A 22158-nucleotide genomic window follows, 5' to 3' on the forward strand; every position below is an offset into this window, starting at 1 on the left:
GGGCTCCGGCTGGATTTCCGCGACGCCCGAAGTGGCGCCATGTGCCTTCATTCTCCGAACCCGCAGTCACGAGTTTCCTCGCGGCCATCATTTTTTGAGAATCATGGGGAGGCGCGGCCTGGAGGTATGGCCTCCTGGCACGGACAGTAGGGTTCCAGGCCCGGAGCTGGGGCGCGAAATACCCAGGTGGGCTCGCGTCAGTGGGAGTGGTGGGGGGAGCCGGGGTCGCCGGCCAGGGGCGAGGGGCCGCCGGGACGCAGGCGGCGCACGGCGCGCAAGAGGAGTTGTTCGTCGCGGGGGTTGGCGAGGAAGCCCCGGGCGCCGAGCTGACGCGCCCGCTCGAAGCCCTCGTCGTCCGAGGTGCCGTGGACGATGAGGGAGCCTTCGATGTGGACCTCGCCGGCCAGGAGACCCTCCATGGCCTGGATGGGGGCGAGCACCACGTCTCCGGGGCCGGTGTGGAGGACGTCCAGGGGCGTGGCGACGCGGGCCTGGTGGCCGTGGCGCGCGAGCTGCCGGGAGATGAGGACGGCCGTCACCGGGGGCCAGCCATAGAGCAGCAGGGGGCCACCGGGGGAGGGCGCGGGGGTGGCGGCGGGCTCGGCGGGCTCCTCGATGCCGTACAGCTCCGAGAGGGCGCGGGTGATGGCGCTGTCGGAGGCGACGTGGGCCTCCACGCGCGGCTTGCCGGTGATGGCGCGCACGGCGTCCACTGCCTCCAAGGAGACGGGGGCGGGCAGGGCGATGTGGAGGACTTCGCGCTCGCCCTGTTCCAGGGGCACCATCTCCACGCGCAGGGGCACGGCGCGGTGCTGTCGAGCGATTCGGGAGGGGAGCAGGTCCGCCATGCCTCGCTCGGGAGGCGTCCGGTCCAGGTCCACGGCCTCCACGCCGAGCTGCGCCGCGAGGCCTCGCAACACGTCTGCTTCCGAGCACACGCCTTCACGCACCAGGGCGCGCCCCAAGGGGACGTGCGTCTCATGGTGGTGGACCAGACCGACCCGGAGCTGGGCGCGGTTGAGCACCCCCATCTCCAGGAGAATCTCCCCGAGCGGACGCCTGGCACTGGATTCCATACAAAGGAATCTTCACGTGACCGCGCGCTTCGCGAGGCTCGGGCGTGTGTGCGCTCCCCCGCCCGCCCGGCCTTCAACCTCCCGAGGGGAACACGCGCGCCCAGCTCTCCGGCTGGAAGCCCACGAGGACGGCGGTGGGCGTGACGAGCACGGGCCGTTTGACGAGCTTGCCGTCGGCGGCGAGCCACGTGTGCAGCTCCGCGTCACTGGCCGCGTCGACCTTGGGTTTGCCGAGCGCGCGGTAGCTCTGCCCGCTGGTGTTGAGCCACTTGCGCACGGACACCCCGCTCCGGGGTATCCACTGCGCCAGCTCCGCGACAGTGGGTGGGCTGTCGACGATGGGGCGCACGCGGTGGGGCACCCCCTGGGCCTCCAGCCACTTCAGCGCCTTCTTGCAGGTGGAACAGCCCGAGTAGGAGAGGACGAGGACCTCGTTCGACATGGCGCGCGCTTCTACCAGCCCGGACGCGGTTTGCGAGCGGCCACGACAGCGTGCTAGCGCGACGGGTATGGACACGTCCGCCTCCGAGTGCGCGAAGCGCTTCTTCATGACGGCGTTGACGCTGGGGGTGCTCGTCACCGCCTGCTCGTCGACGCCGGACAAGCCCGGAGTCGTCCCCGAGGGTGACGGAGGCATTCCGGACACGGGAGACGCGGGGCCCATCATCGAGGTGCCCGAGGACGGAGGCACCGTCATCACCGGCACGCTGTCCGGGACGCTGACGGAGGCGGGCTCACCGTACCGGGTGCTCGGCGACGCGCAGGGCGTCGTCACCATCCCCAAGGGGCAGGTGCTCACGGTGCAGCCCGGCGTCATCCTCGACTTCAAGGGGCGCCCGGAGGTGACGGAGGCCGACGTGGAGGCGGGCGCGGCCGACAGCGTGATGAACCACCATGACGGGCGCGTGGAGGTGCGCGTCTACGGCGGCATCCAGGTGCGCGGCACCGCGGAGAAGCCCGTGCTGCTCACGTCCACCAATCGCTACGGCTGGTGGGGGATGAACTTCTTCGGGGAGAACTCCGTGGGCGATGGAGACCCTGTCTTCGAGCACATGGTCTTCGAGAAGGTCCGCAAGAATGACTACAACGGCAACCGCGACAAGACGCGCGGCGCGCTGTGGGCCTACTACCCGGGGCCGGTGACGATTCGCCACGCGGTGTTCCGCGACAACCAGGCCTCGGCCAAGTGTGGCGCGCTGGACTTGATGTTCACCGTGGGCTCGCGCGTGGAGGACTCGCTGTTCGAGGGCAACCGCACGTCGGACATCGACCGCTTCGCGCAGGCGGGCACGTCGTCCATGGCGGGAGGCGGGGCCATGTGCGTGACGCACGGGCGAGACTCCGTGGTGCGGGGCAACACCTTCCGGAACAACGGCCTGGAGGCGTTCCGGGGAGCTGTCACCAGCGCGCTCGAGCCGCGCCCGCTCCTCGCGTGGCCCAACGCGCAGAATATCTATGATTTGGGCGGCGGTGGCGTGTTGCACTACTTCCAGCCGAACAACGACCTGGTCGAGAACAACACCTTCGAGGACAACTTCGTGACGCAGGGCCCGGCCGCGGCCATCTACCTGGAGGACATGGGCACGCGCGCCCTCACGCTGCGCGGCAACCGCTTCCTGCGCAACCGCGCGGGCGCGGGCGGCGTGGTGGTGTGCAACCGGGGCGGCGGCGCGGTGGAGCTGGTGGTGGCCACCGACAACGTCTTCACCGACAACACGGTGAACGGGCGAGCGGCGCCGAATGTGTCAGGAGATTGCACCACCGCCGCGCAGTAGCCATGAGGGGCGGTCTGGCCTCAAACCCGCGCGGACGTCACTGAAGAGACTGCGCCGCGGTGAGCGTCTTCACCACGCGGCGTGGCCCGGCCTCAAACTCGCGCGGACATCACTGCGGAGCCTCCATCTCCGCGAGCAACTTCACCATGCGGTGCGGCCCGGCCTCACGTCTGCGCGGACATCACTGCGGAGGATTTGTCTCAGTGAGCACCTCCACCACGCGGCGTGGCGACCCCCCACATCCGCGCCGACGTCACTGAGGAGGCTCGGTCCCGGTGAGCGTCTTCACCACGCGGCGCGCGGCGCGGCCCAGCCTCACGCCCGCGCGGTGGTGGAGCTTGGGGAGGAAGGCATGGGTGGAGCCGCTCGCCGGCTTCAGGAGCTTCAGCTCGCCCCGGCGCAGCTCGCGTGAGGCCAGATGCTCCGGCAGCCACCCGTAGCCCAGGCCCTCCAGGATGGCCGCCTTCTTCGCCGCGAAGTCGTTGAGGTGCACCGTGGAGCGCATCTCCAGCGAGACGGTGCTGAGCTGGAGTCGGGGGTCCGAGCCCCGCACCGTGAGCAGCAGGTGCTCCGCCAGCTCCTCTTCCTTGAGCGTCCCTCTCCGCCGCCGCGCCAGCGGATGGGAGCGATGCGCGACGAGCAGCGCCTTCAGCTCCGGCAGCGCATAACCCCTGAGGCCCGGCAGCGAGGGCGGCAGCACGGACACCATCAGGTCCGCCTCGTCCCGCACGAAGGCCGCTTCCACGCCCGCCAGGAACTCCGACGACACATGGAAACGCGTGCCCGCACCCTCCGCCCTGAGTGCCTTCACCACGCGTAACAGTGGCTCGGCGGGGAAGACGCCGTCGAAGACGATGCGCAGCGTGGGCTCCCAGCCGGCGCGAATCTCCGCGCACGTCGCCTCCAGCTCCCGCTCCGCCGCCAACAGCTTGCGACAGTGCTCCAGCACCCGCTCTCCAGCGGGCGTCAGCCGCGTGCGGTAGCCGCGCCTGTCGAGCAGCTCCAGCTCCGTCTGTCCCTCCAGCGTGCGCAGGGTGTAGAGCACCGCCGTGTGCCCTTTTCCCAGCGCCTGGGCCGCGGCGGCGAAGGTGCCGTGGCGGGCGAGCGCATCCAGGGCGCGGGCCTGCTCCAAGGTGACGTTCATCGCCCGCATTGTGCACGGTGCTGACAGTCAGTGCTGACCCACCGTCACAATCGCAATCGTGACGCGGCGCGGCTTACTTGTATGAAGGCTGCTGTTCTAGAGTCAACGCTCCACTCTATGGAGGGGTTTATGACGGGAAGGCTGAGTTGGGCCCTGGCAGCGGCGGTCGCATTGGGTTCCGCGGGCGCGAGCGCTCAGGAAGTCGCGACGTACAGCGCGCCGACGGGACTGGAAGTCACGGTCGGCCTCGGGTTTCAGGCGGGAGCGGGATACGTCTACAAGAACGGTCAGCGGCTGGACCGCACCGTGGGTGATGTGAAGCTCAGTGACGCGGCCAACGGCGCGGTGCCTTTCCTGGTGGAGCTGGGCTACCGCGTGACGCCGAACTGGTTCGTCGGCGCCTACGGCAGCTACTCGTACATCCTCTCCAAGGAGAACCCGTACTCCTGCTTCGAGGGTTGGGAGTGCTCGGCCTCGCAGATTCGTTTCGGCCCGCAGGTGCAGTACCACTTCTCTCCCACTGCCTCGTTCGACCCCTTCGTCGGTGTCGGCTTCGGCATGGTGATTCTCGACAACAAGAACTCGGGTCCCACGCAGGTCCAAGGGCCCAACGGTCCCCTCACCGCGAACCTGGAGCTGAAGAGCCAGACGCGTGGCCCGGAGTTCGTGAACGTCACCGTCGGTGGCAAGTGGCGTCTGGGCCACTCGCTGTCCTTCGGCCCGTACCTCACCGGCACCTACGCGCGTTACACCACGCGCTCGGGTGACACCACGCTGGCGCTGCCCGCGCCGCTGCCCACCACGACGACGCCGCTGGGCTTCGCCGAGGACGGCCCGTATGGCCTCATCATGCTGGGCATCCGAGGTAGCTGGAACATCTGAGCTGTTGAACCGGGGGCCTGCTTCGGGCTGGCCCCTGGTGTGACGCGGAGTGCCCAACGCTCCGCGTCGCCCCTTTCCGAGCAGAGGGGCGGTCCTTCCGAGATGCTTCACGCCTGGCACACGCGTCAGAGTGTTGCCGGAGACTTTCATCTCGATAGGAGTGCCCATGATTCGGAAGTGGTGGAGTGGAGCGTGTGGTGTCGCGAGCGCGGTGGCCATCCTGGGAACACTGCCCGCGAGTGCCCAAGCCCTGACACCGCCTGACTGGCAACGACAACTCGGAAGCACCGCGGACGAACTGGCGCTGTCCGTCTCCTCCGTGGGCGACGCTGTCTATGTGGCTGGCCATACCGGTGGACAGCTCGGCTCCGCGCCGTCGTCGGGGGGGCAGGACGTCTTCGTCGCGAAGTACGGCGTGGACGGCGCGCTGGCCTGGGTCCGGCAGGTGGGCACGGCGATGAATGACCGGGCGCTGTCGGTGACGGCGGACCTGGCGGGCAACGTCTACGTCACGGGCTACACGTGGGGCAGCTTCCTGCCGTTCGTCAACGCGGGTGGCACCGACTTCTTCGTGCTGAAGCTCGACGCGACGGGCGCGCTGGACTGGGTGCAGCAGTTCGGCACGGAGACGGACGACTTCGCCACGGGCATCGCCGTCACGCGCCGCGCGGGCCAGGATGGCCTCTTCGTCTCCGGCTACTCGCTGGGCCGCATCGACGGGACGCCCACGCCGGGCAACTACGACGTGGTGGTGGCCAAGTTCGACACCGGTGGCAACCCGTACTGGATGAGGCAGTTCGGCTCCGGCCGGAGCGATGTGGCCCTGGGCGTGGCGGTGGGCCCGAGCGAGGATGTCTACGTCGCCGGCTACACGATGGGCAGCCTGGACGGAGTCACGCTTCCGGGGACCACGGTGGACCTCTTCCTGGCGAAGTACGACGTGCTCGGCGCGGCGCAGTGGGTCCGCCAGTTGGGCTCCGCGAGTGACGAGTACGGCACGGGCGTGGCGGTGGACGAGGACGGCGCGGCCTATGTGTCCGGCTACACCTTCGGCGCGCTCGACGGGAATGTCCGCGTGGGCACGTACGACGCGGTGCTGGTGAAGTACGACGCGGCGGGCGGCCGGAAGTGGACGCGGCAGCTGGGCACGACGACGACGGACTACGCGCAGGGCGTGGCGGTGGATGCGAATGGCGTCGTCCACCTGGTGGGCCACACCTCGGGCGCGCTGGACGGCAACGTGTCGCTGGGCGGCGGCGACGTGTTCCTGTCCACGTACGACACCGCGGGCAATCGGCTCGGCACGCGGCAGGTGGGCTCCAGCGCGGCGGACCGGGGGCAGGCCGTGGCCGTGGGCGCGGACGGCGCCGCGTACGCGGTGGGCTACAGCTGGGGCAGCCTGCCTGGGAGCACCAGCGCGGGTGGCTACGACGCCATCCTCTTCCGCTTCTGAAGCGGAGCCGGGCCTTCGAGCTCTCGCTGGGGACGCGTGTCGGGCGGCGAGCGGCGGCCCCCGTTCCCCGCGAGGCGATGTACCTTTCCCTCACGCGACAGGATGGACGAAGGAGCGGGGTGATGGAGTTCGACTCGAGCGCGCGGACGGGCCGCTACAAGCGGGCGGCGGCCGAGGCTGCGGTGGACCGGTTCTTCCTGCCGGGGATGCGCGTGGGCCTGGGCACCGGCAGCACCGCGGCCTTCGCCGTGAGGCGGCTGGCGGCGCTGCGCGCGCAGGGACACCTGCTCGACGTCGTGGGCGTTCCCACGTCGCATGCCACCGAGGCGCTGGCGCTGGAGTTGAGCATTCCCCTCACCACGCTGGAGGAGCACCCGGAGCTGGACGTCACCATCGACGGCGCCGACGAGGTGGCACCGGACCTGTCCGTCATCAAGGGCGGCGGTGGCGCGCTCCTGCGCGAGAAGATTGTCGCCCAGGCCAGCCGCCGCGTCGTCATCGTCGCGGACGTGGCGAAGCTGTCACCGAAGCTCGGCACCCACTGGCCCGTGCCGGTGGAGGTGCTGACGTTCGGCTGGCGCTCGCAGCAGCTCTTCCTCGAGTCGCTCGGCGCGCGCGTGACGCCGCGCCGGGGCGACGGCGGCGCGCCCTTCCTCACGGACCAGGGCAACCTCGTGCTCGACTGCGCCTTCGGCCCCATCGACGCGCCGTCGGAGCTGGCCGCGCGGCTGGGCGCGCGCGCGGGAATCGTGGGCCACGGCCTGTTCCTCGGCGTGGCCACGGACCTGATGGTCGCGGGCCCCGGTGGTGTCGAGCACCGCGTGCGCCCCACGTGAGTGCTGGCGGGTCGCTGTGCGCGCGTGAGTGCTCGTCTGCTCGGATGAAGGGCTGGCGGTCGCGGGTGGGCGAGTGTCGCGTGGGTCACTGACACTCCACTGCCATGGGCGTGCGCACGTGGGGCGCGCGACGTGGACGTAGGCGACTGTCGGGCGCGTGCGCTGACGTTTCTCGCGGGCTTGGAAGAGCGTGGAGCGCGGCCCTCACATGGTGCGTCAAAAAGTGCGGAGGCCGCGACGGGGCGCGCGGTTACACTCGGCTGCGTTCCGGCGCTTCAGAGGGGGTTTCTGGGGGCGGCTGGGTCAGTCAGAGGGTGCCTTTCGCATGAGAATCGTTCGTTACTGCCTTCCCGCGGCACTGCTGTTGGTGACCGCATCCTGTTCAGGCGACACATCCGGCGGAGACCCTCCGGAGGTCACGGAGGCAGCCCCCGCACGCGTGCGTCGCATCACCCGGGCCGAATACGACAACAGCGTCTACAGCATCGTGAAGAACCCCACGCTGGTGCCCATGGCGCAGCTCTTCGCGCCCGAGGACGCCATCCTCGGCTTCACCACGCATGACCGGCTCCAGGTGACGCCGTTGCTCGCCGACCAGCTCGACTCCGCGGCGGAGCGCAACTGGGGCCCTGTCGCCGTCAACAACCTGGCCAGCGAGTACGCCTGCGCCGCGGGGAAGAACGAGGACGACTGCGCGAAGTCCTTCATCCAAGCGCTGGGCGCTCGCGCCTTCCGCCGGCCGGTGACGGCCGAGGACGAGGCGGACCTGCTCGCGCTCTGGCAGGCGGTGCGCAAGGACGCGGACCCGAAGAAGGCGGCTGAGTCCGTCATCCAGGCCGTGCTGACGTCGGCGTCGTTCCTGTACCGCACGGAGTTGGGTGAGTCCGGCGGCGGGGCGAACAAGGTGGTGTGGCTGACGCAGCAGGAGATCGCTACGGCGCTGTCGTTCGCCGTAACGGGCGCGCCGCCCGACGCGGAGTTGTCCGCCGCCGCTGCGGCGGGGCAGCTCAAGACTGCCGACGCGCGCGAGGCCCAGGCGCGACGTCTGCTGAAGACGGAGGCCTCCCAGCGATACCTCCAGCGCTTCGTCGTGGAGTGGCTCGGTTTGTCGGGCATGGACAGCCTCAACAAGAACAACCAAGTGTTTCCCGACTTCAGCCAGGTCTTCAAGCTCTCCGCGCGCACGGAGACACTGACCTTCATCAACCACGTCCTCGTCAACGAGGCAGGTTCGGTGAAGGAACTCCTGAGCGCGAACTACACGTTCGCGGATGGTTTGATGTCGCTGTTCTACGGCACGTCGTTGACGCCGGATGGCACCATCGGTCGGGTTCCCCTGCCGGCCAACCGGGTGGGCATCCTCACGCACGCGAGCGTGCTGACGACGTACGCGCTGTTCGACTCCAGCTCGCCCATCCGGCGCGGCAAGTTCGTCCTCACGCGCCTCTTGTGCCGTGAAGTGCCGCCGCCCCCGCCGTCCGTCATCATCATCCCCCCCGCCGTCAATCCGGACAGCACCACCCGCGCGCGCTTCGCCGCCCACACCGACAACCCCACCTGCGCGGGCTGCCACCGGCAGTTGGACCCCATCGGTTTCGGCATGGAGGACTACGACGGCGTGGGCAAGTACCGCACGAAGGAGAACGGCCTGGACGTGGACGCCAGCGGCTCCGTCGAGCACGCCGAGGGCAAGTTCACCTTCACGGGCGGCGCCGAGCTGGCGCGCTGGCTCGCCAGCAGCGAGGACGTGGCCGACTGCGTGCCGCTGCAGCTCTTCCGCTACGTCATGGGGCGGGATGAGGACACCGTCGATGGGCCGATGCTCACCGACATGCGCTCGCGCTTCCGCGCGGACCCGAAGCTGAAGCTGGGCGATGCCCTCGTTGGCCTCGTCCGCTCACCGTATTTCGTCCACCGGCGCACCCCTTCCCCCGAGTAGCCACCATGCTCCGCGAACTCTCACGACGCTCCCTGATAAAGACCCTGGCGGGCTCGGCGGCGGCGCTGCCCCTGGCCAACCTGCTCGGCACCACGGACGCGTATGCCCAGGGCACCACGCCCCCCATGCGCTTCATCGCCATCTTCACCTCCCACGGGTGCCTGCCGGAGTACTGGAACCCGCAGGGCGGCGAGACGGACTTCAACCTCGACTTCCCCAACTCCATGCTGTCGCCGCTCCAGGCCCACCGCTCCAAGCTGCTGGTGCTGGATGGCCTGGACTACCAGGTGCTCTACGAGCATGGCCTGACGGGACACGAGGGCGGCCCCCTCACGTTCCTCACCGGCAGCAAGGTCAACACCGCCAGCGGTGACGACCTGCCGGAGAACGCCTCGCTGGACCAGGTCCTCGCGGCGCAGATTGGCGGCGCCACGCGCTTCCGCTCCCTGCAGCTCAACGCGTGGGAGCAGTTCGGCGGCCAGCACGTCTACAACAGCATCAGCTTCACGCCGAACGGCGGGCGCGTGCCCTTCGAGAGAGATCCGGCGGGCGTCTACCAGCGGCTGTTCGGCAACGCGCCGTCGCCCACGTCGGACCCGGGGGAGAACGCGCTCGCGCTCGCGCGTCGCAGGAGCCTGCTGGACTACCTGGTGAAGGACGCCACCCGGCTGCGCAACCGCCTGGCGGGCCCGGAGCGACAGAAGCTGGAGACGCACCTGGAGTCGCTGCGTGACATCGAGCGCCGGCTGGGCTCGCTGGGCACGTCCCCCACGCCCTCGCAGGAGCCGGTGCCGGCGGAGGCCGCGTGCAGCGGCGGCACGGCGCCTCCGGGGTATGACCTGGGCCAGCTCGGCAACCTGGACAACATGCCGACGCTGACCAAGCTCCACATGGACCTCATCGTCCGGGCCTTCGCGTGTGACTTGACGCGCGTGGTGACGATGACGATTCCGGGCCCGTCGATGCCGTGGCTCGGCATCCACGAGGACACGCACAACGACCTGGCGCACCGCCTGGACGTGACGGCGGAGCCCTTGCGCTCGGAGATTCGCGGGAAGATGGTGAAGGTGCAGCGCTGGTATGCCGAGCAAGTGGCGTACCTCATGAACGGCCTGGCCTCCGTTCAGGAGGGCAGCGGCACCGCGCTGGACAACACCCTCATCCTCTGGGGCAACGAGCTGGGAGATGCGTCCGGCCACATGAACGTGCGCGTGCCCACGGTGCTCGCGGGCGGCGCGGCCGGGAAGTTCCGCATGGGCCGCTTCCTGCGGCTGCGTCCCGCCGGCTCCAACCCGCTGAACAACTGGGGAGGCCCTGGTACGCCGCTGACGGGCGCGGTGGCCCACAACAAGCTGCTGGTGTCCATCGCCCAGGCCTTCGGGGTGAACGTGAACACCTTCGGTCACCCGGACTTCAAGGGCCCGCTGTCGGGCCTCACCTGAGCTGAGTCTGGCGTCTCGCGGCGGGGCGCTCTCGTCCCGCCGCGAGGTCCCCTTTGGGCCCGGGCACGTGACTCGAAGGGCCGCCCCCGCGCCGCCCGCGTCAGGGCGCAGCGGGCTTCGGCTCGGCGTCTCCACCGCGCCATCGGCGCAGCAGCTCGGAGGCGCTGCCGCCGCGCTCCAACCGCGCGTCCGTCACCGTCCCTGCCGCGTCCACTCGCACCACGAAAGTGAGCGTGGGCTCGCCATTCAGGTGGTAGCGCAGGTCGGCGACGCGCACCTCGCGTCCCCCCTCCACTGGTGTCACCGTCACCACCGGGAAGCGCGCCCAGGCCAGGGCCTCGCGCACGGTGGGCACCTCGCGCAGCTCCACGGGCAGCGCGTCCAGGGGCGCCTCCACCCTGCGGGCCTCCCGGGGCGCGCCGAGCAGCGTCACGTCCCCCGCGGCCAGGACCTCGCCGGGAAGGCGCGCCACGTATCGCCACGTGTTGAAGGAGAGGGGCGCGGGGAAGACGCGCACGGCCTGGGCGCCGGGGTAGGCACCGTCCACCCGCCGCGTCAGCACGCTCCAGGACACGACGCGCGCGCCCACATAGGCCATGGCACAGGCGAGCCCCACCAGCAGCGCTCGCCGCCACACCGCGCGCCGTCGCCACGCCACCACCGTCCCCACCACCAAGGGCAGCGTCACCCACGGGTCCACCACCACCGTCCAGTCCAGGCTCAGCCGCGCATCGGAGAAGGGCAGCAGCACCCGCGTGCCCCAGCCGGTCCACAAGTCGGGCAGCAGGTGCGCGAAGAGCACGGACCCAACGCTTGAAAGGAACACGGGGAGCGGCCGGGTGCCCTGGCGGAATACGGCCCAGGCCACGAGCGTGGCGACCATGGCCACGACGGGCGCGAAGACGAGCGAGTGCGACAGGCCCCGGTGCGCATGCAGCGCCACCGTCACCGCGTCACCGCGCGCCAGCAGGGTGTCCAGGTCCGGCAGTTCGGCGGCCAGCACGCTCGCGAGGAGCACCGCGCGGTCCGTGGACGATGCTCGCTCCGGCGAACCGGGGCGTACGTCGGGCCGGCGCAGCGCGCCGACAGCCAGTCCCAAGAGCCCGTGCGTGAGGTTGTCCATGGCGCGGTGTGGCTCTAGCGCCTTCTTCGCACGGGGGCCAGCGGCGGGACGCAAGACAACCGCTTGCGCCCCGTCGCCAGTCAGACGACTGCTTCAGCCGATGAGACGGTGACTACCCGCCCAGCGCGCCGTTGATGAGCGGCGCGACAATCATCATGCCCGGGTCCTCGGCGTTGTAGCCGTTGGCGGGCTCGTAGATGCGCACGCGCTGGTTGTTGTTCACGAAGCGCGTGAGGAACGTGTCCATGCCCACGAACTCGCTGCGGCACTTCCACGACTGCCACGGCTCGCTGACGTACTCGTACCACTTCTTCTTCTCCATCTGCTGGCAGGCGTGCGAGCCGATGAAGGTGATGATGGTGCTGCAGTGGCTGGAGTTGATGGCGCGCTCGTGCGGGATGAAGTAGCTGAAGTTGTTGTACTTGTTCAGTTCCGTCACCATCGCGGCCTCGTCCGCCTTCCAGTACGCGTGCACGGACTCCTTGTCGTTCGGCGTGTGGAAGCGCTCGTAGGAGAAGCGCGAGTAGTTGTAGTCACGCGTGTAGCCCGTGTACGCGAGCTGGTCGTTCGGGAACTCCGTGGCCACCATGCGGTTGATGGTGCCGAAGTCGCCCTGGCTGAAAGACGCGGGCAGCAGGCCGAACACGGAGTTCAGGTTCCACGACTCGCGAATCTTGTCGTGCAGGGCGCGCGACTTGAAGTTGGCGTTGGGCGCCAGGAAGATGGGGCCGGAGTCGTTGAGCAGGTAGCCCCGCGCCGGGTTGATGATGCGACGCGCGAAGTAGTAGCCCGCCGACGTCGCCGTGCCGCCCGCGCTGTAGCCCGTCATCAGGAACTTCTGCACGTTGGGGAACTGCGTCTTCGCGTAGTTCGCCACCGCCAGCGTGTTGGTGTAGCCGCTGTGGTGCCACGTGAGCGGCGGGTTCACGCCCGTCTGGTCCACGTACGTCTTCGAGTTGTTGCCGATGTGCACGTCACCGGTGCAGTACGGCACGTAGACGATGTTCCAGCCGGCCGTCACCAGGTTCGTCTTGCTGCGGCCCGGCAGGCCCGGGTCGGCGCCGTTGACGAGCGGAGAGACGTACTTCGCGGTGAACTGGGTGATGTAGTCGTCGGCGATGCCGTTGGGGTTCGCCGCGCCCAGGAGGCCCGCTCGACCGCTACAGGTGTCGTAGTCCCAGCACGCGCCGCCGCCCTCGAGCAGCATCAGCAGGTTGGGCGAGTTCGTCTTGTGGACGAAGAACTTGAACTGGGAGCCATTGCCACACTTCGTCCCAGGCAGCTCCACCTTCTGCCAGTTGTAGTTGTTGCCGCCATCCACCAGCACGCTGACGATGGATGAGACGATGACTTCCGAGCGGGCGGCGCTGGGGACCATCAGCGCAGCGACAGCGAGGCACGCCACGAGTACGCGCTTCATGCAGGCTCCTCCGGGTTTGGGGGGAAACCGGTTCTAGCTCACGTTGACCCGGGAGTCAGTCCTGAATGTGTTGTTTCATGTTTCGAGCATCAAGGTGGATTGTGATGCATTGCGGCATGACAAGGGTTGGTTGCCAGGTGCGCGAGGCACGCGGTATTCGGACGTCATGTCCGACAATGCTGGGTCGAAGCGTCTGGGCTGGCTGGCGGGGCTCGCGGGTGTGGCGCTGGTGGCCGCGCTCGTATTCGCCCTGAGCGGAGGAGAGGCGCCGCCCCCGGTGCCCGAGCCAGAGACGGCCGCCGCGCCCACCCCGCCGCCCCCCGCCGCGCCCGTGCCCTCGCGGCCCGCCGCGCCCACCCCTCCGCCACGAATGACAAGCAGCGTCATTCCGGAGGCCTACCGGGCGCCGGAGCCCGAGCCTGGCGTGGATGGCGAGGCCGCGGCCTATCCCGTGGATTTGGAGGCGCTGCGCGCGAAGCTGCCGGACAACATGTACTGGGAGCTGGGCGCGCCGACGAAGGACCCGGAGCTGCTGCGCAAGCGCGAGGAGGAGACGCGCAAGTGGAATGAAGTCTTTGGCCGGGTGCAGGCGGGTGACGCCACCGAGGCGGAGATTCACGGGTACTACGACCGACGACGCAGGGTGTCAGAAGACATGTTGCAGTTCGCGACCACGGTGCTCGCGGAGCAGGGCGACAAGCTGCCCGAGCGTGACAAGGGTTTGTACGAGCTGAGCATCAACATGCACCGCACGCGGCTGTCGGAGTACCCCCGCCAGGAGGAGGAGTCGCTGGCGCGCCGCCGCGCCGCGGAGCAGAGCCGTGAGCAGTGGCGCCAGGGGCAGCAGGGCCAGCAGCAGCCGTGAGCGCGGTGTCCGCCCGTGTTGGATAGTGGAAGCTTGCGGGAGGCCGCGGCCGGGCGCCGGATGGGTGTGGGCCGCCTGCTCCGCTAGAGACGCGGGGCATGGCGGTGGAGACGAGTCGGAAGGGTTCGCCCGTCGAGGGCGAGCACGCGGCGGGCTCTCCGGATGAGTCGCGCCGGCCCGCGGGGGAGCTGGAGCAACGGGTGCTGGAGCGGACGGCCGCCCTGGAGGCCGCGCTGCGGGTGCGCGACGAGTTCCTGTCCGTGGCCTCCCACGAGCTGCGCACGCCCTTGACGTCGCTGCGGCTCTACGTGGACGGTCTGGTGCACTCCGCTCAACTTGGCGCGCTGGAGGCCTCGGACGTCCCAAGGCGGCTGGCCCGGGTCCAGGACCAATGCCGACGGTTGGACCGGCTCATCGCCACGCTCCTGGACGTGTCGCTCCTGTCCACCCAGCGCCCGGTGCTGGACTTGGAGGAGGTGGACCTGGGGCAGCTCGTCCGCCACACCGTGGAGCGGATGGAGGAGGACGTGCGGCGCGCGGGGTGTGATTTGTGCCTGCGCGCCCCGCTCGGAATCGTGGGCGCGTGGGACCGCACGCGCGTGGAGCAGGTCTTCACCAACCTGCTCACCAATGCCCTGCGCCACGCTGCGGGGACGGCGATTGAAGTGGCGCTCCGCGAGGAGGACCAGGCCGTGCTGTTGTGGGTGAAGGACGGGGGCGCGGGCATCTCCCCGGAGGACCAGGAGCGGCTGTTCCAGCGCTTCTCGCGCCTGGACCCGACGCGCCCCGGCTTCGGGCTGGGGCTTTGGATTTCCCGGCAGCTCGTCGAGCTCCACGGGGGCAGCCTGTCCGTGGCGAGCACCCCGGGCCAGGGAGCCTGTTTCACCGTGCGCTTGCCGCTGCCTGCTCCCGCTCCGCCCCCGGGCACCTGAAGACTTGCCCCACGAGGCCGTCGAGTGTTGTCTGACGAGCAGACGTGTGGGAGGTAGCGGTGGGCTGGATGAGGGAAGTGGTAAGCCGGGGGCGGGGGCCTTGACCCGTATCCGCACCGTGCGCGTGGACCATCACTTGACCGGACAGGGGCTTGCCAGTGCCGACGCGTCCCCCGCGGCCGTGGAGGGACTGGACACCGTTCTGTGGGACCAGTTCCCGGAGAGCGTCTCCATCTGCGCGACGGATGGGGCGTGTCTCTACGCGAACCCGGCGATGGAGCGCGCCTTCGGAAGTCTTCGGGAGGAGATGCTCGGCCGCCTCCTGTGGGAGCTGTACCCGGAGGCCTTGAGGGCGCAGCTCCAGCAGCGCTTCGTGCGCGTGGCGGCGGCGGGCGCGCCAGAGGACTTCGAGTGGCACTTCGCCTCCCAGGAGCGCTGGTTCATGCTGCGCCTGTTCCGGGGCCACGGGCGCGTCTACGTCTTCTCGCGGGAGAACACGTCGGAGAAGAAGCAGGAGGCCATCCTCCGGGGCCTCTACGACGAGACGCGCCGCGCGCAGCGCCACGCGGCCTTCCTGGCGCAGGCCAGCGAGGTGATGACGTCGTCGCTGGAGCATGACGAAATCCTCACGCGCCTCACCGTCCTCGCGGTGCCACCCCTGGCGGATGGGTGCAGCGTGGACGTGCCGCTGCCGGACGGACGCGTGCGGCGGGTGGCCATGGCGCACGTGCGGCCGGAGCTGGTGGAGCGCGCGCGGGCGTTCCACGAGCGCTACCCCATCCTGATGGACCAGACCTACGGCGTGGGCAAGGTGCTGCGCACCGGCGCCACGGAGTTCGTGCCGGAGATTCGCCCGGAGCTGCTCGCGCGGACCATTCCAGACGAGGCGCGGCGCCAGGCGACGCAGGAGCTGGGCATGACGGCGTACATCGTCGTGCCCCTGATGAGCCGGGGCCGTGTGCTCGGGGCGCTGTCGCTCATCAACACCGAGGGCGGTCGGCGCTACACGCAGGCGGATGTGCGGCTCGCCGAGGACCTGGCGCGGCGCGCGGCCACGTCATTGGATAACGGGCGGCTGTACACGGAGGCGCAGGAGGCGGTGCGCGCGAGGGACTCGTTCCTCTCCGTCGCCTCGCACGAGCTGAACACGCCGCTCACCTCGCTGACGCTCAACGTCCAGGCGCTGCGCAGGCAGCTGGAGGCTCCCGCCGGAAGCCCCGGGGACATCGCGTCCGAGTCCGTCTCCAACAAGGTGATGGCCGTGCAGCGGCAGCTCTCCCGGCTGTCCGGCCTGGTGCGCGAGCTCCTGGACGTGTCGCGCATCACCGCGGGCAAGCTGCGGCTGGAGCGCGAGCCGTTGGACCTGGCCGCGCTCACGCGGGAGCTGGTGCCGCGCTACGCGGAGGAGCTGTCTCGGGCGGGGTGTGCGCTGCGACTGGAGGCACCAGGGCCCGCGACGGGGGTGTGGGACCGGCTGCGGATTGAGCAGGTGCTCCAGAACCTCCTGTCCAACGCCATCAAGTACGGGCGGGGGCACCCCATCGAGGTGCACGTGGGCGCGGACGCGCAGCGGGTCTGGCTGTCCGTGCGCGACGAGGGCGTGGGCATCGCCGAGGAGGCGCAGCCGCGCCTGTTCCATCGCTTCGAGCGGCTCGCCAGCGAGCGGCACTACGGTGGACTGGGACTGGGACTGTGGATTGTCCGGCAGATTGTCGATGCCATGGACGGGCGCATCCTCGTGCGCAGCGCGCCCGGCCAGGGCTCCACGTTCACCGTGGAGCTGCCGCGACAGCCTCCGGAATGAGGCGCGAGCGCGCGCCCGAGGACACCACCCAGAGCTGATGGGAGGTGCGGGTGATTGCCACGTGCAGGCGGCGGCGGGACTCGTCATCCACGGGCCAGGCTCGCGCGGTGACGTCCGGGAGGATGACGTAGTCGAACTCCAGGCCCTTCACGCTGCCCACGTCCGTCACGTCCACGCCGGGCTCGAAGGAGAACTCTCCGTCCTTCACCCGGCGCGCCCAGGCCTGGTCCGCCACGACGCGATAGACGGCGTCGGCCGACTCGGGGCTGCTGGCGATGACCCCCACGGAGGCATGGGGCTCGCGCGCGACGAGGTCTCTCAAGGCCTCGCCGACGAAGAGCTGGGCCTGCGCGTCCACCGGGAAGTGGTGGAAGCCCACCGGCGCGCCCGCGCGGGGCGGCTGCGCTGACGACTCCGCGGGAGCCTGGGTGCCCAGCACCTGCCGGGCCAGCTCCACCACTGGCGCGGGGCAGCGATAGGAGACCTGAAGCCGGCAGGTGGACGCGTCGCGGATGCCCAGCTCGTCGAGCGCCTGGGGCCAGCCGGCGAAGCCCGACTCGGTCTGCTGCATCTCGTCGCCCGCGAGCGTGCAGCTGCGGCCCTTGCCCAACAGCTTGCGCACGACGAACAGCTCGAAGAGGGAGAAGTCCTCCGCTTCGTCCAGGACGATGTGGGCCAGTCGCTCCAGCCCGAGCGGGCCGTGCTGGGCCTTGAGGAACATGAGGATGGGCAGGTCCTCCAGGTCCACCGTGCCGGCGAGCGCGTAGGGCGTGTCCTCCTCGATGGCCTTGCCGTCCACGGTGACGAGCCGCTCCGGCTCGGTGATGTCCTTGAGCTCCTTGTCCAGCGGGGTGGAGCGTTGCAGCCGCGTGTGCTCCAGCACCTCGTCGATGGCGGTGCGCGGCAGCTCTCCCTTCGCCTGGCTCACCACGTCGTCGAGGAAGTGGCGGTCCAGGTACGCGTCCGCGAGCCGCCGGTGGAGCCGCTCCAGCGCGGGGCCCGCTTGAGTCTTCGGCGCCTTGATTCGGCCGAGGAGCAGGCGCCGCAGCGCGGGGTGCCGCTTGAAGCGCGACACGAGCGGCGGCGTCTCCGGGCTCAGCTTGATGCCCGGCAGGTCGAACGCGGAGCGCGCCGTCGCGAGCAGCCAGTGGTCCAGCGTATCCACCGAGACGCGGCCCAGGCCCAGGGGCGCCAGCAGCCGGCGCGACAGCCGGGCCAGGCCCTCCTCGGGGACGATGAGCTTCATGCGCGACTGCGGGTACGTGTTCGGGTCGTCGAAGGCGATTTTCGCCAGCCGGTGCAGGGCCACCGTCGTCTTCCCGCTGCCCGCGCTGCCCAGCACCAGCAGGGGATGGGAGGCCTCCACGCTGACGGCGTCGTACTGCTCGGCGTCCAGCATGGCCGTGACGCCGAAGGCATCCTCGACGCGCCGGGTGCCCTTGCCGGTGCCCATGGCCCCGGGCCGCGCCGCCGAGCCCGCGCCTCCCTCTCGCAGGGCGCTGACATCGCGGCCCACGCCGTGCCACGTGCCATCCTGTGCGCGCTCCAGGACGAGGGCGCCGGAGATGATGCGGGTCAGCACGCCGCGCTCGATGACCACCAGGCGACGCACCTCCACGGTGCCCTCGGCCAGCCGCTCGCCGAACTGCTCCTCGTACGCGTCGCCCTCCTCGTACGAGTAGAAGACGCGGGCGATGGGGGCGAAGCGCCAGTCGATGACGCGCACCCCGGCGCTCACGTCCGCGAAAGTCGTGCGGCCCAGCAGGTAGTCGCGCTGTCCCGCGTCGCCATCCAGGCGCAGGTGCGCGAAGTAGGGCGCTTGCGAGTCCGGGAGCTGGGCGCTCTCCTGTCGGTCCAACAGGGCCCGCGTCTGGTCCATCTGGAAGAAGAGGTGGGGCAGGTCGGCCTCGGCCGCGCTCGTCGCCTCGTCGCGAAGGGCCTGGAGCTGGTCGACGAGCGCCTGGTTCTCCAGCGCCCGTCCTGCCTTGCGGCGCGCGAGCTCCAGTGTCGCCTGGACGCGCGAGAGCAGCGCTTCCTCCTCGGCGATGATGGCCCGGGCGTCTTCGGAGAGGTGTCCCTGCGCTTGCGTCATGCGCGCCAAGTTGAACTTCGGGACGGTGCTCGTCAACCCGTTGGTTTTCCTGGCGGAAGTGCTACTTTGAATGGCGGTCGGAAGGAGCGGGCATGCGGCGCTTCACCCCTCGGTTGGCGCTGCTGGTGCTGGCCTTCCTCTCGTGTGCCGCCTCGGGGCAGCGCACCGTCCTCCACCAGAAGCAGTCGCCCTACACGCTCATCGCGGTGACGGAGGACGCGGAGGGCCGGCGCTACCTCCAGTTCGACGAGTCCGGCGCGCTCCAGAGCGTGGTGTGGCCGGGGCAGCCGTTGAAGCTGGAGCTGGCCTACACGCGCGTGGCGATGGTGGGGCTGGCCTTCGTCCCCAAGCCCCAGCGCATCCTCGTCGTGGGCCTGGGCGGCGGGGCCATGCCCATGTTCCTGCGCGCGGTGGTGCCCCAGGCGCGCATCGACGTGGTGGACATCGACCCGGATGTGGTGGACGTGGCGCGCGAGTACTTCGGCTTCCGCGAGGATGAACGCCTGAAGGCGCACGTGGCGGACGGAAGGGCCTTCATCGAGGCGAAGCGGCCCGCGTATGACCTCATCTTCCTGGACGCGTACGGCCCGGAGAGCATCCCCGAGCACCTGGGCACGGTGGAGTTCCTCGCGGTGGTGCGCGCGAGGCTGACGGCGAAGGGCGCGGTGGTGGGCAACGTCTGGGAGGACCCGCCCAACCCGCTCTTCTCCTCCATGGTGCGCACGTGGCAGGCGGGCTTCCGCCAGCTCTACACCTTCGAGGTGGAGGCCAACGCCAACCGCATCTTCGTGGGCGTGCCCTTCCCAGACAAACAGTCGCGCGAAGCCCTCGCCGCCCGAGCCCAGTCGCTGGAGAAGCAGCGGGGCGTACCGTTCGATTTGAGCGAGATGGTGATGCGAGGATTTGCCGACGTCACTGGACGCGAGGAGTCGTCGGGCCAGGTGTTGAAGGACAAGCCCGTCACGCCCGTGGCCCCCGTGGAATCCAGGCCCACGGCTCCGGCGCCCTGACGCTCCAGGCGAGGGGCGTCGATTGTCATTCGATGGCGGGCAGGGGCTAGACTCCGGCGGCCTCAGGCAGCGTTGTGGACCCGTTTCGTTTCGGAGGCCGCGATGTCCCCGTCTCACGTCGGGCCACCCTCGCTGTCGCGTCGAGGACTGCTCAAGCGCGGAGTCTTCGGTGGCGCGCTGCTCGCGCTGGGAGGCGGTGGCGCGCTGTTCCTGCGCGAAGGGCTGTCATTGCCCCTGCCAGTCGAAGGACTCCAGGTCTTCGGGCCTCGCGAGTACGCCACGTTCCAGGCCATCGCCCGCCGGGCCTTCCCGCCTCGCGAGGGCTGGCCGGACGCGGACACCGCGCGCGTGGCCTTCCTGGCGGACCAGGTGCTCGCGCGCGGAGACCCCCTGGTCGCGAAGGAGGTCCGGGACGTGCTGGGAATCTTCGACAACGCGCTGGCGGGCCTGTTGTTCTCGGGCCGCGTCACGCCCTTCTCGCGGCTGTCCCCCGAGGCGCAGGACGCCGTGCTGGAGGACTGGCGGACGTCGCGGCTGGTGTTCCGTCGCGGCGCCTTTCACGCGCTGCGCTCGCTGACCCATGCCGCGTACTACTCGCACCCGGCGGCCATCGCGGCCACGGGCTACGTGGCGCCGCGGGGCTTCCACGTCGCGGACGCGCCCGTCTGGAAAGGGCCGTCGGATGGTTCCTTCGCGGGCACCGGAGGGTCCACGCCATGAGCGGCCGCATCCGGACGGGAGATGAGCTGACCGAGGACCAGACGCTCACGTGCGACGTCTGCGTGGTGGGCAGCGGCGCGGGCGGCGGAGTGCTCGGGCTGGAGTTGGCGAAGCGAGGGCTGGACGTGGTGATGCTGGAAGAGGGCGGCTACCACACCCGTCGCGACTTCGACCTGAACGAGTCGAAGGCCTACTCCACTTTCTATCAGGAGGCCGGCAACCGGGCGACGGATGACCTGTCCATCGGCATCTTCCAGGGCCGCACGGTGGGCGGTGGCACCGCCATCAACTGGTGTGCCTGCTTCCGCACGCCGCCGGAAATCCTGGAGCGCTGGCGCGACACGCATGGCGTGAAGGGGCTGGACGCCACCACGCTCGCGCCGCACTGGGATTGGCTGGAGGAGCGGCTGAACATCCGCGAGTGGCCGCTCGAGCAGTCCAATCGCAACAACCGGATTCTGTGGGAGGGATTGGGCGCGCTGGGCTACAGCCGGGGCACGGTGAAGCGCAACGTGCGCTCATGCGCGGCGCTGGGCACATGCGGTCTGGGCTGCCCCACCAACGCCAAGCAGTCCCTGCTGGTGACGCTGATTCCCGAAGCGGTGGAGAAGGGGATGCGGCTGTTCGCCAACGTCAGCGCGCGGAAGCTGGAGACCCAGGGCGGGCGCGTGGTGGCGGTCCACGCGGACGTGTTGAACCCGAGCACGAACCGGCCCACCGGAAAGCGGCTCACGGTGAAGGCGAAGGTGACGGCGGTGTGCGGCGGAGCCATCAACTCGCCGGGGCTGCTCTTGCGCAGCGGGCTCACCGGACGGGGCCGGGTGGGAAAGCGCCTCTTCCTCCACCCCGTGGTCGTCTCCAACGCCGACTTCCGGGAGCCGGTGGAGGCCTATCGCGGCGCGCCCATCAGCGTGTACTCGCGGCAGTTCATCAACCGGGGAGAAGGCAAGCTGGGGTGGCTCCTGGAGGTGCCTCCGCTGCTGCCCATCCTCAACTCCTTGGCGCTGACGGGCCTGGGCGCGGCGCACCAGGACCGGATGGCGCGGCTGCCGTATGCCAATGCCCTCATCTCCATCTGCCTGGATGGCGTGCACCCCGGGGACGAAGGGGGCACGGTGGCCCTGCGCGGCGAGGGCGAATACTCGCGCTTCAAGGTCGACTACCCGCTCAACGACTTTCACTGGGAGGCTTTCCGCGAGGCCCTCAAGGTGTCCGCGCGCATCCAGTTCGCCGCCGGCGCGGAGCAGGTGTCGAGCCCGCACTCGCGTCCCGTGGTCATGCGAAGCGAGAAGGACATCGCCCTCCTGGACGATGCGCCCTATGGCCCGCTCCAACTCTCCGTCCTCAGCGCGCACCAGATGGGCGGGTGCGCCATGGGTGGCGGTCCGGAGACGAGCGTGGTGGACAGCACGCTGCGCTACTGGGACGCGGACAACCTCTTCGTCGTGGACGGCTCCGTTTTTCCCACCGCCCTGGGCGTCAATCCCATGGAGTCCATCCTCGGCATCGCCCACTGGGGGAGCCAGCACGTCGCAGCCGCTGTGTGACATTCCATGACGGAACGATGATGGTGTTTTCGCCATCAGATGTTCTATGCAGTCCACCCCGTCTCCACGGGCGCGCATGGCAGTCCTTGCCGTGCACG

18 protein-coding genes are annotated in these 22158 nt (G+C 69.9%); 12 read left to right on the plus strand and 6 right to left on the minus strand.

Translation table 11 applies throughout. The annotated features are described in order from the left end of the window. Positions 1 to 197: 197 nt before the first annotated feature. Both G4D83_RS00315 and G4D83_RS00320 read right to left on the minus strand, forming a co-directional pair. Entirely contained in the window at positions 198 to 1076 is an 879-nt protein-coding gene (locus G4D83_RS00315) for a GspE/PulE/PilB domain-containing protein (protein ID WP_163861163.1), read from the minus strand. A gap of 73 nt (positions 1077 to 1149) precedes the next feature. Then, positions 1150 to 1518 (minus strand): Spx/MgsR family RNA polymerase-binding regulatory protein, encoded by a 369-nt coding sequence (locus tag G4D83_RS00320; RefSeq protein WP_163861165.1) that lies wholly within the window; start codon positions 1516 to 1518, stop codon positions 1150 to 1152. Positions 1519 to 1585: 67 nt separating this feature from the next. Here G4D83_RS00320 and G4D83_RS00325 point away from each other — a divergent pair, with 67 nt between their 5' ends. Then, positions 1586 to 2851 carry a right-handed parallel beta-helix repeat-containing protein gene (locus G4D83_RS00325; protein ID WP_163861166.1) on the plus strand — a complete coding sequence of 422 codons (1266 nt, stop codon included), beginning with the start codon at positions 1586 to 1588 and terminating at the stop codon, positions 2849 to 2851. A gap of 253 nt (positions 2852 to 3104) precedes the next feature. Here G4D83_RS00325 and G4D83_RS00330 read toward each other — a convergent pair whose 3' ends face one another. Then, positions 3105 to 3995, minus strand: a complete 891-nt coding sequence (locus G4D83_RS00330) for a LysR family transcriptional regulator (protein ID WP_240356074.1) — start codon at positions 3993 to 3995, stop codon at positions 3105 to 3107. Between the two features lie 129 nt (positions 3996 to 4124). Here G4D83_RS00330 and G4D83_RS00335 point away from each other — a divergent pair, with 129 nt between their 5' ends. The 5 genes from G4D83_RS00335 (at position 4125) to G4D83_RS00355 (ending at position 10547) form a co-directional block, all read left to right on the plus strand. After that, positions 4125 to 4877 carry an outer membrane beta-barrel protein gene (locus G4D83_RS00335; RefSeq protein WP_163861170.1) on the plus strand — a complete coding sequence of 251 codons (753 nt, stop codon included), beginning with the start codon at positions 4125 to 4127 and terminating at the stop codon, positions 4875 to 4877. A 166-nt stretch (positions 4878 to 5043) separates the two neighbouring features. After that, positions 5044 to 6330 (plus strand): SBBP repeat-containing protein, encoded by a 1287-nt coding sequence (locus G4D83_RS00340; protein ID WP_163861172.1) that lies wholly within the window; start codon positions 5044 to 5046, stop codon positions 6328 to 6330. Between the two features lie 122 nt (positions 6331 to 6452). After that, entirely contained in the window at positions 6453 to 7166 is a 714-nt protein-coding gene (gene rpiA / locus G4D83_RS00345; protein ID WP_163861174.1) for a ribose-5-phosphate isomerase RpiA, read from the plus strand. Between the two features lie 439 nt (positions 7167 to 7605). Then, positions 7606 to 9105: a DUF1592 domain-containing protein gene (locus G4D83_RS00350; protein ID WP_240356075.1), complete on the plus strand. Its 1500-nt coding sequence runs from the start codon at positions 7606 to 7608 to the stop codon at positions 9103 to 9105. A 5-nt stretch (positions 9106 to 9110) separates the two neighbouring features. Beyond that, a complete protein-coding gene (locus G4D83_RS00355) occupies positions 9111 to 10547 on the plus strand; it encodes a DUF1552 domain-containing protein (protein WP_163861179.1) in 1437 nt (478 codons plus the stop codon). A gap of 100 nt (positions 10548 to 10647) precedes the next feature. On the opposite strand, the gene G4D83_RS00360 is transcribed toward G4D83_RS00355, so the two are convergent. Both G4D83_RS00360 and G4D83_RS00365 read right to left on the minus strand, forming a co-directional pair. After that, the gene (locus tag G4D83_RS00360) at positions 10648 to 11670 is read right to left on the minus strand and encodes a metal-dependent hydrolase (protein ID WP_163861182.1); all 1023 of its coding nucleotides are present in this window, start codon (positions 11668 to 11670) and stop codon (positions 10648 to 10650) included. Positions 11671 to 11782: 112 nt separating this feature from the next. Beyond that, positions 11783 to 13090, minus strand: a complete 1308-nt coding sequence (locus G4D83_RS00365; RefSeq protein ID WP_163861185.1) for a pectin acetylesterase-family hydrolase — start codon at positions 13088 to 13090, stop codon at positions 11783 to 11785. Between the two features lie 166 nt (positions 13091 to 13256). Between G4D83_RS00365 and G4D83_RS00370 the strand changes: the two genes are divergently transcribed. From G4D83_RS00370 to G4D83_RS00380, 3 genes are all read left to right on the plus strand, one after another. Then, the gene (locus tag G4D83_RS00370; protein WP_163861188.1) at positions 13257 to 13955 is read left to right on the plus strand and encodes a hypothetical protein; all 699 of its coding nucleotides are present in this window, start codon (positions 13257 to 13259) and stop codon (positions 13953 to 13955) included. Between the two features lie 98 nt (positions 13956 to 14053). Continuing rightward, positions 14054 to 14887: a sensor histidine kinase gene (locus G4D83_RS00375; RefSeq protein ID WP_163861190.1), complete on the plus strand. Its 834-nt coding sequence runs from the start codon at positions 14054 to 14056 to the stop codon at positions 14885 to 14887. A 100-nt stretch (positions 14888 to 14987) separates the two neighbouring features. Then, a complete protein-coding gene (locus tag G4D83_RS00380; RefSeq protein ID WP_176437078.1) occupies positions 14988 to 16691 on the plus strand; it encodes a sensor histidine kinase in 1704 nt (567 codons plus the stop codon). Here G4D83_RS00380 and G4D83_RS00385 read toward each other — a convergent pair. Continuing rightward, positions 16657 to 18783, minus strand: coding sequence for an ATP-binding domain-containing protein (locus G4D83_RS00385; RefSeq protein WP_163862729.1), 2127 nt, complete (start codon positions 18781 to 18783; stop codon positions 16657 to 16659). The genes G4D83_RS00380 and G4D83_RS00385 overlap by 35 nt on opposite strands. Before the next feature lie 92 nt (positions 18784 to 18875). Here G4D83_RS00385 and G4D83_RS00390 point away from each other — a divergent pair, with 92 nt between their 5' ends. From G4D83_RS00390 to G4D83_RS00400, 3 genes are all read left to right on the plus strand, one after another. After that, positions 18876 to 19793: a spermidine synthase gene (locus tag G4D83_RS00390; protein WP_163861193.1), complete on the plus strand. Its 918-nt coding sequence runs from the start codon at positions 18876 to 18878 to the stop codon at positions 19791 to 19793. Between the two features lie 102 nt (positions 19794 to 19895). Continuing rightward, positions 19896 to 20513: a gluconate 2-dehydrogenase subunit 3 family protein gene (locus G4D83_RS00395; RefSeq protein WP_163861196.1), complete on the plus strand. Its 618-nt coding sequence runs from the start codon at positions 19896 to 19898 to the stop codon at positions 20511 to 20513. Then, a complete protein-coding gene (locus G4D83_RS00400) occupies positions 20510 to 22060 on the plus strand; it encodes a GMC family oxidoreductase (protein ID WP_163861199.1) in 1551 nt (516 codons plus the stop codon). Before G4D83_RS00395 ends, G4D83_RS00400 begins: the two co-directional genes overlap by 4 nt. The last annotated feature ends 98 nt before the right edge of the window (positions 22061 to 22158 follow it).

The sequence above is a fragment of the Myxococcus eversor genome, from assembly GCF_010894455.1.
Taxonomy (GTDB): domain Bacteria; phylum Myxococcota; class Myxococcia; order Myxococcales; family Myxococcaceae; genus Myxococcus; species Myxococcus eversor.

Bases quoted from the DNA above. Each gene is read 5' to 3' on its own strand.
- G4D83_RS00315 (WP_163861163.1), bottom strand. From the start codon at position 1,076: ATGGAATCCAGTGCCAGGCGTCCGCTCGGGGAGATTCTCCTGGAGATG.
- G4D83_RS00320 (WP_163861165.1), bottom strand. From the start codon at position 1,518: ATGTCGAACGAGGTCCTCGTCCTCTCCTACTCGGGCTGTTCCACCTGC.
- G4D83_RS00325 (WP_163861166.1), top strand. From the start codon at position 1,586: ATGGACACGTCCGCCTCCGAGTGCGCGAAGCGCTTCTTCATGACGGCG.
- G4D83_RS00330 (WP_240356074.1), bottom strand. From the start codon at position 3,995: ATGAACGTCACCTTGGAGCAGGCCCGCGCCCTGGATGCGCTCGCCCGC.
- G4D83_RS00335 (WP_163861170.1), top strand. From the start codon at position 4,125: ATGACGGGAAGGCTGAGTTGGGCCCTGGCAGCGGCGGTCGCATTGGGT.
- G4D83_RS00340 (WP_163861172.1), top strand. From the start codon at position 5,044: ATGATTCGGAAGTGGTGGAGTGGAGCGTGTGGTGTCGCGAGCGCGGTG.
- rpiA (WP_163861174.1), top strand. From the start codon at position 6,453: ATGGAGTTCGACTCGAGCGCGCGGACGGGCCGCTACAAGCGGGCGGCG.
- G4D83_RS00355 (WP_163861179.1), top strand. From the start codon at position 9,111: ATGCTCCGCGAACTCTCACGACGCTCCCTGATAAAGACCCTGGCGGGC.
- G4D83_RS00360 (WP_163861182.1), bottom strand. From the start codon at position 11,670: ATGGACAACCTCACGCACGGGCTCTTGGGACTGGCTGTCGGCGCGCTG.
- G4D83_RS00365 (WP_163861185.1), bottom strand. From the start codon at position 13,090: ATGAAGCGCGTACTCGTGGCGTGCCTCGCTGTCGCTGCGCTGATGGTC.
- G4D83_RS00370 (WP_163861188.1), top strand. From the start codon at position 13,257: ATGTCCGACAATGCTGGGTCGAAGCGTCTGGGCTGGCTGGCGGGGCTC.
- G4D83_RS00375 (WP_163861190.1), top strand. From the start codon at position 14,054: ATGGCGGTGGAGACGAGTCGGAAGGGTTCGCCCGTCGAGGGCGAGCAC.
- G4D83_RS00385 (WP_163862729.1), bottom strand. From the start codon at position 18,783: ATGACGCAAGCGCAGGGACACCTCTCCGAAGACGCCCGGGCCATCATC.
- G4D83_RS00390 (WP_163861193.1), top strand. From the start codon at position 18,876: ATGCGGCGCTTCACCCCTCGGTTGGCGCTGCTGGTGCTGGCCTTCCTC.
- G4D83_RS00395 (WP_163861196.1), top strand. From the start codon at position 19,896: ATGTCCCCGTCTCACGTCGGGCCACCCTCGCTGTCGCGTCGAGGACTG.
- G4D83_RS00400 (WP_163861199.1), top strand. From the start codon at position 20,510: ATGAGCGGCCGCATCCGGACGGGAGATGAGCTGACCGAGGACCAGACG.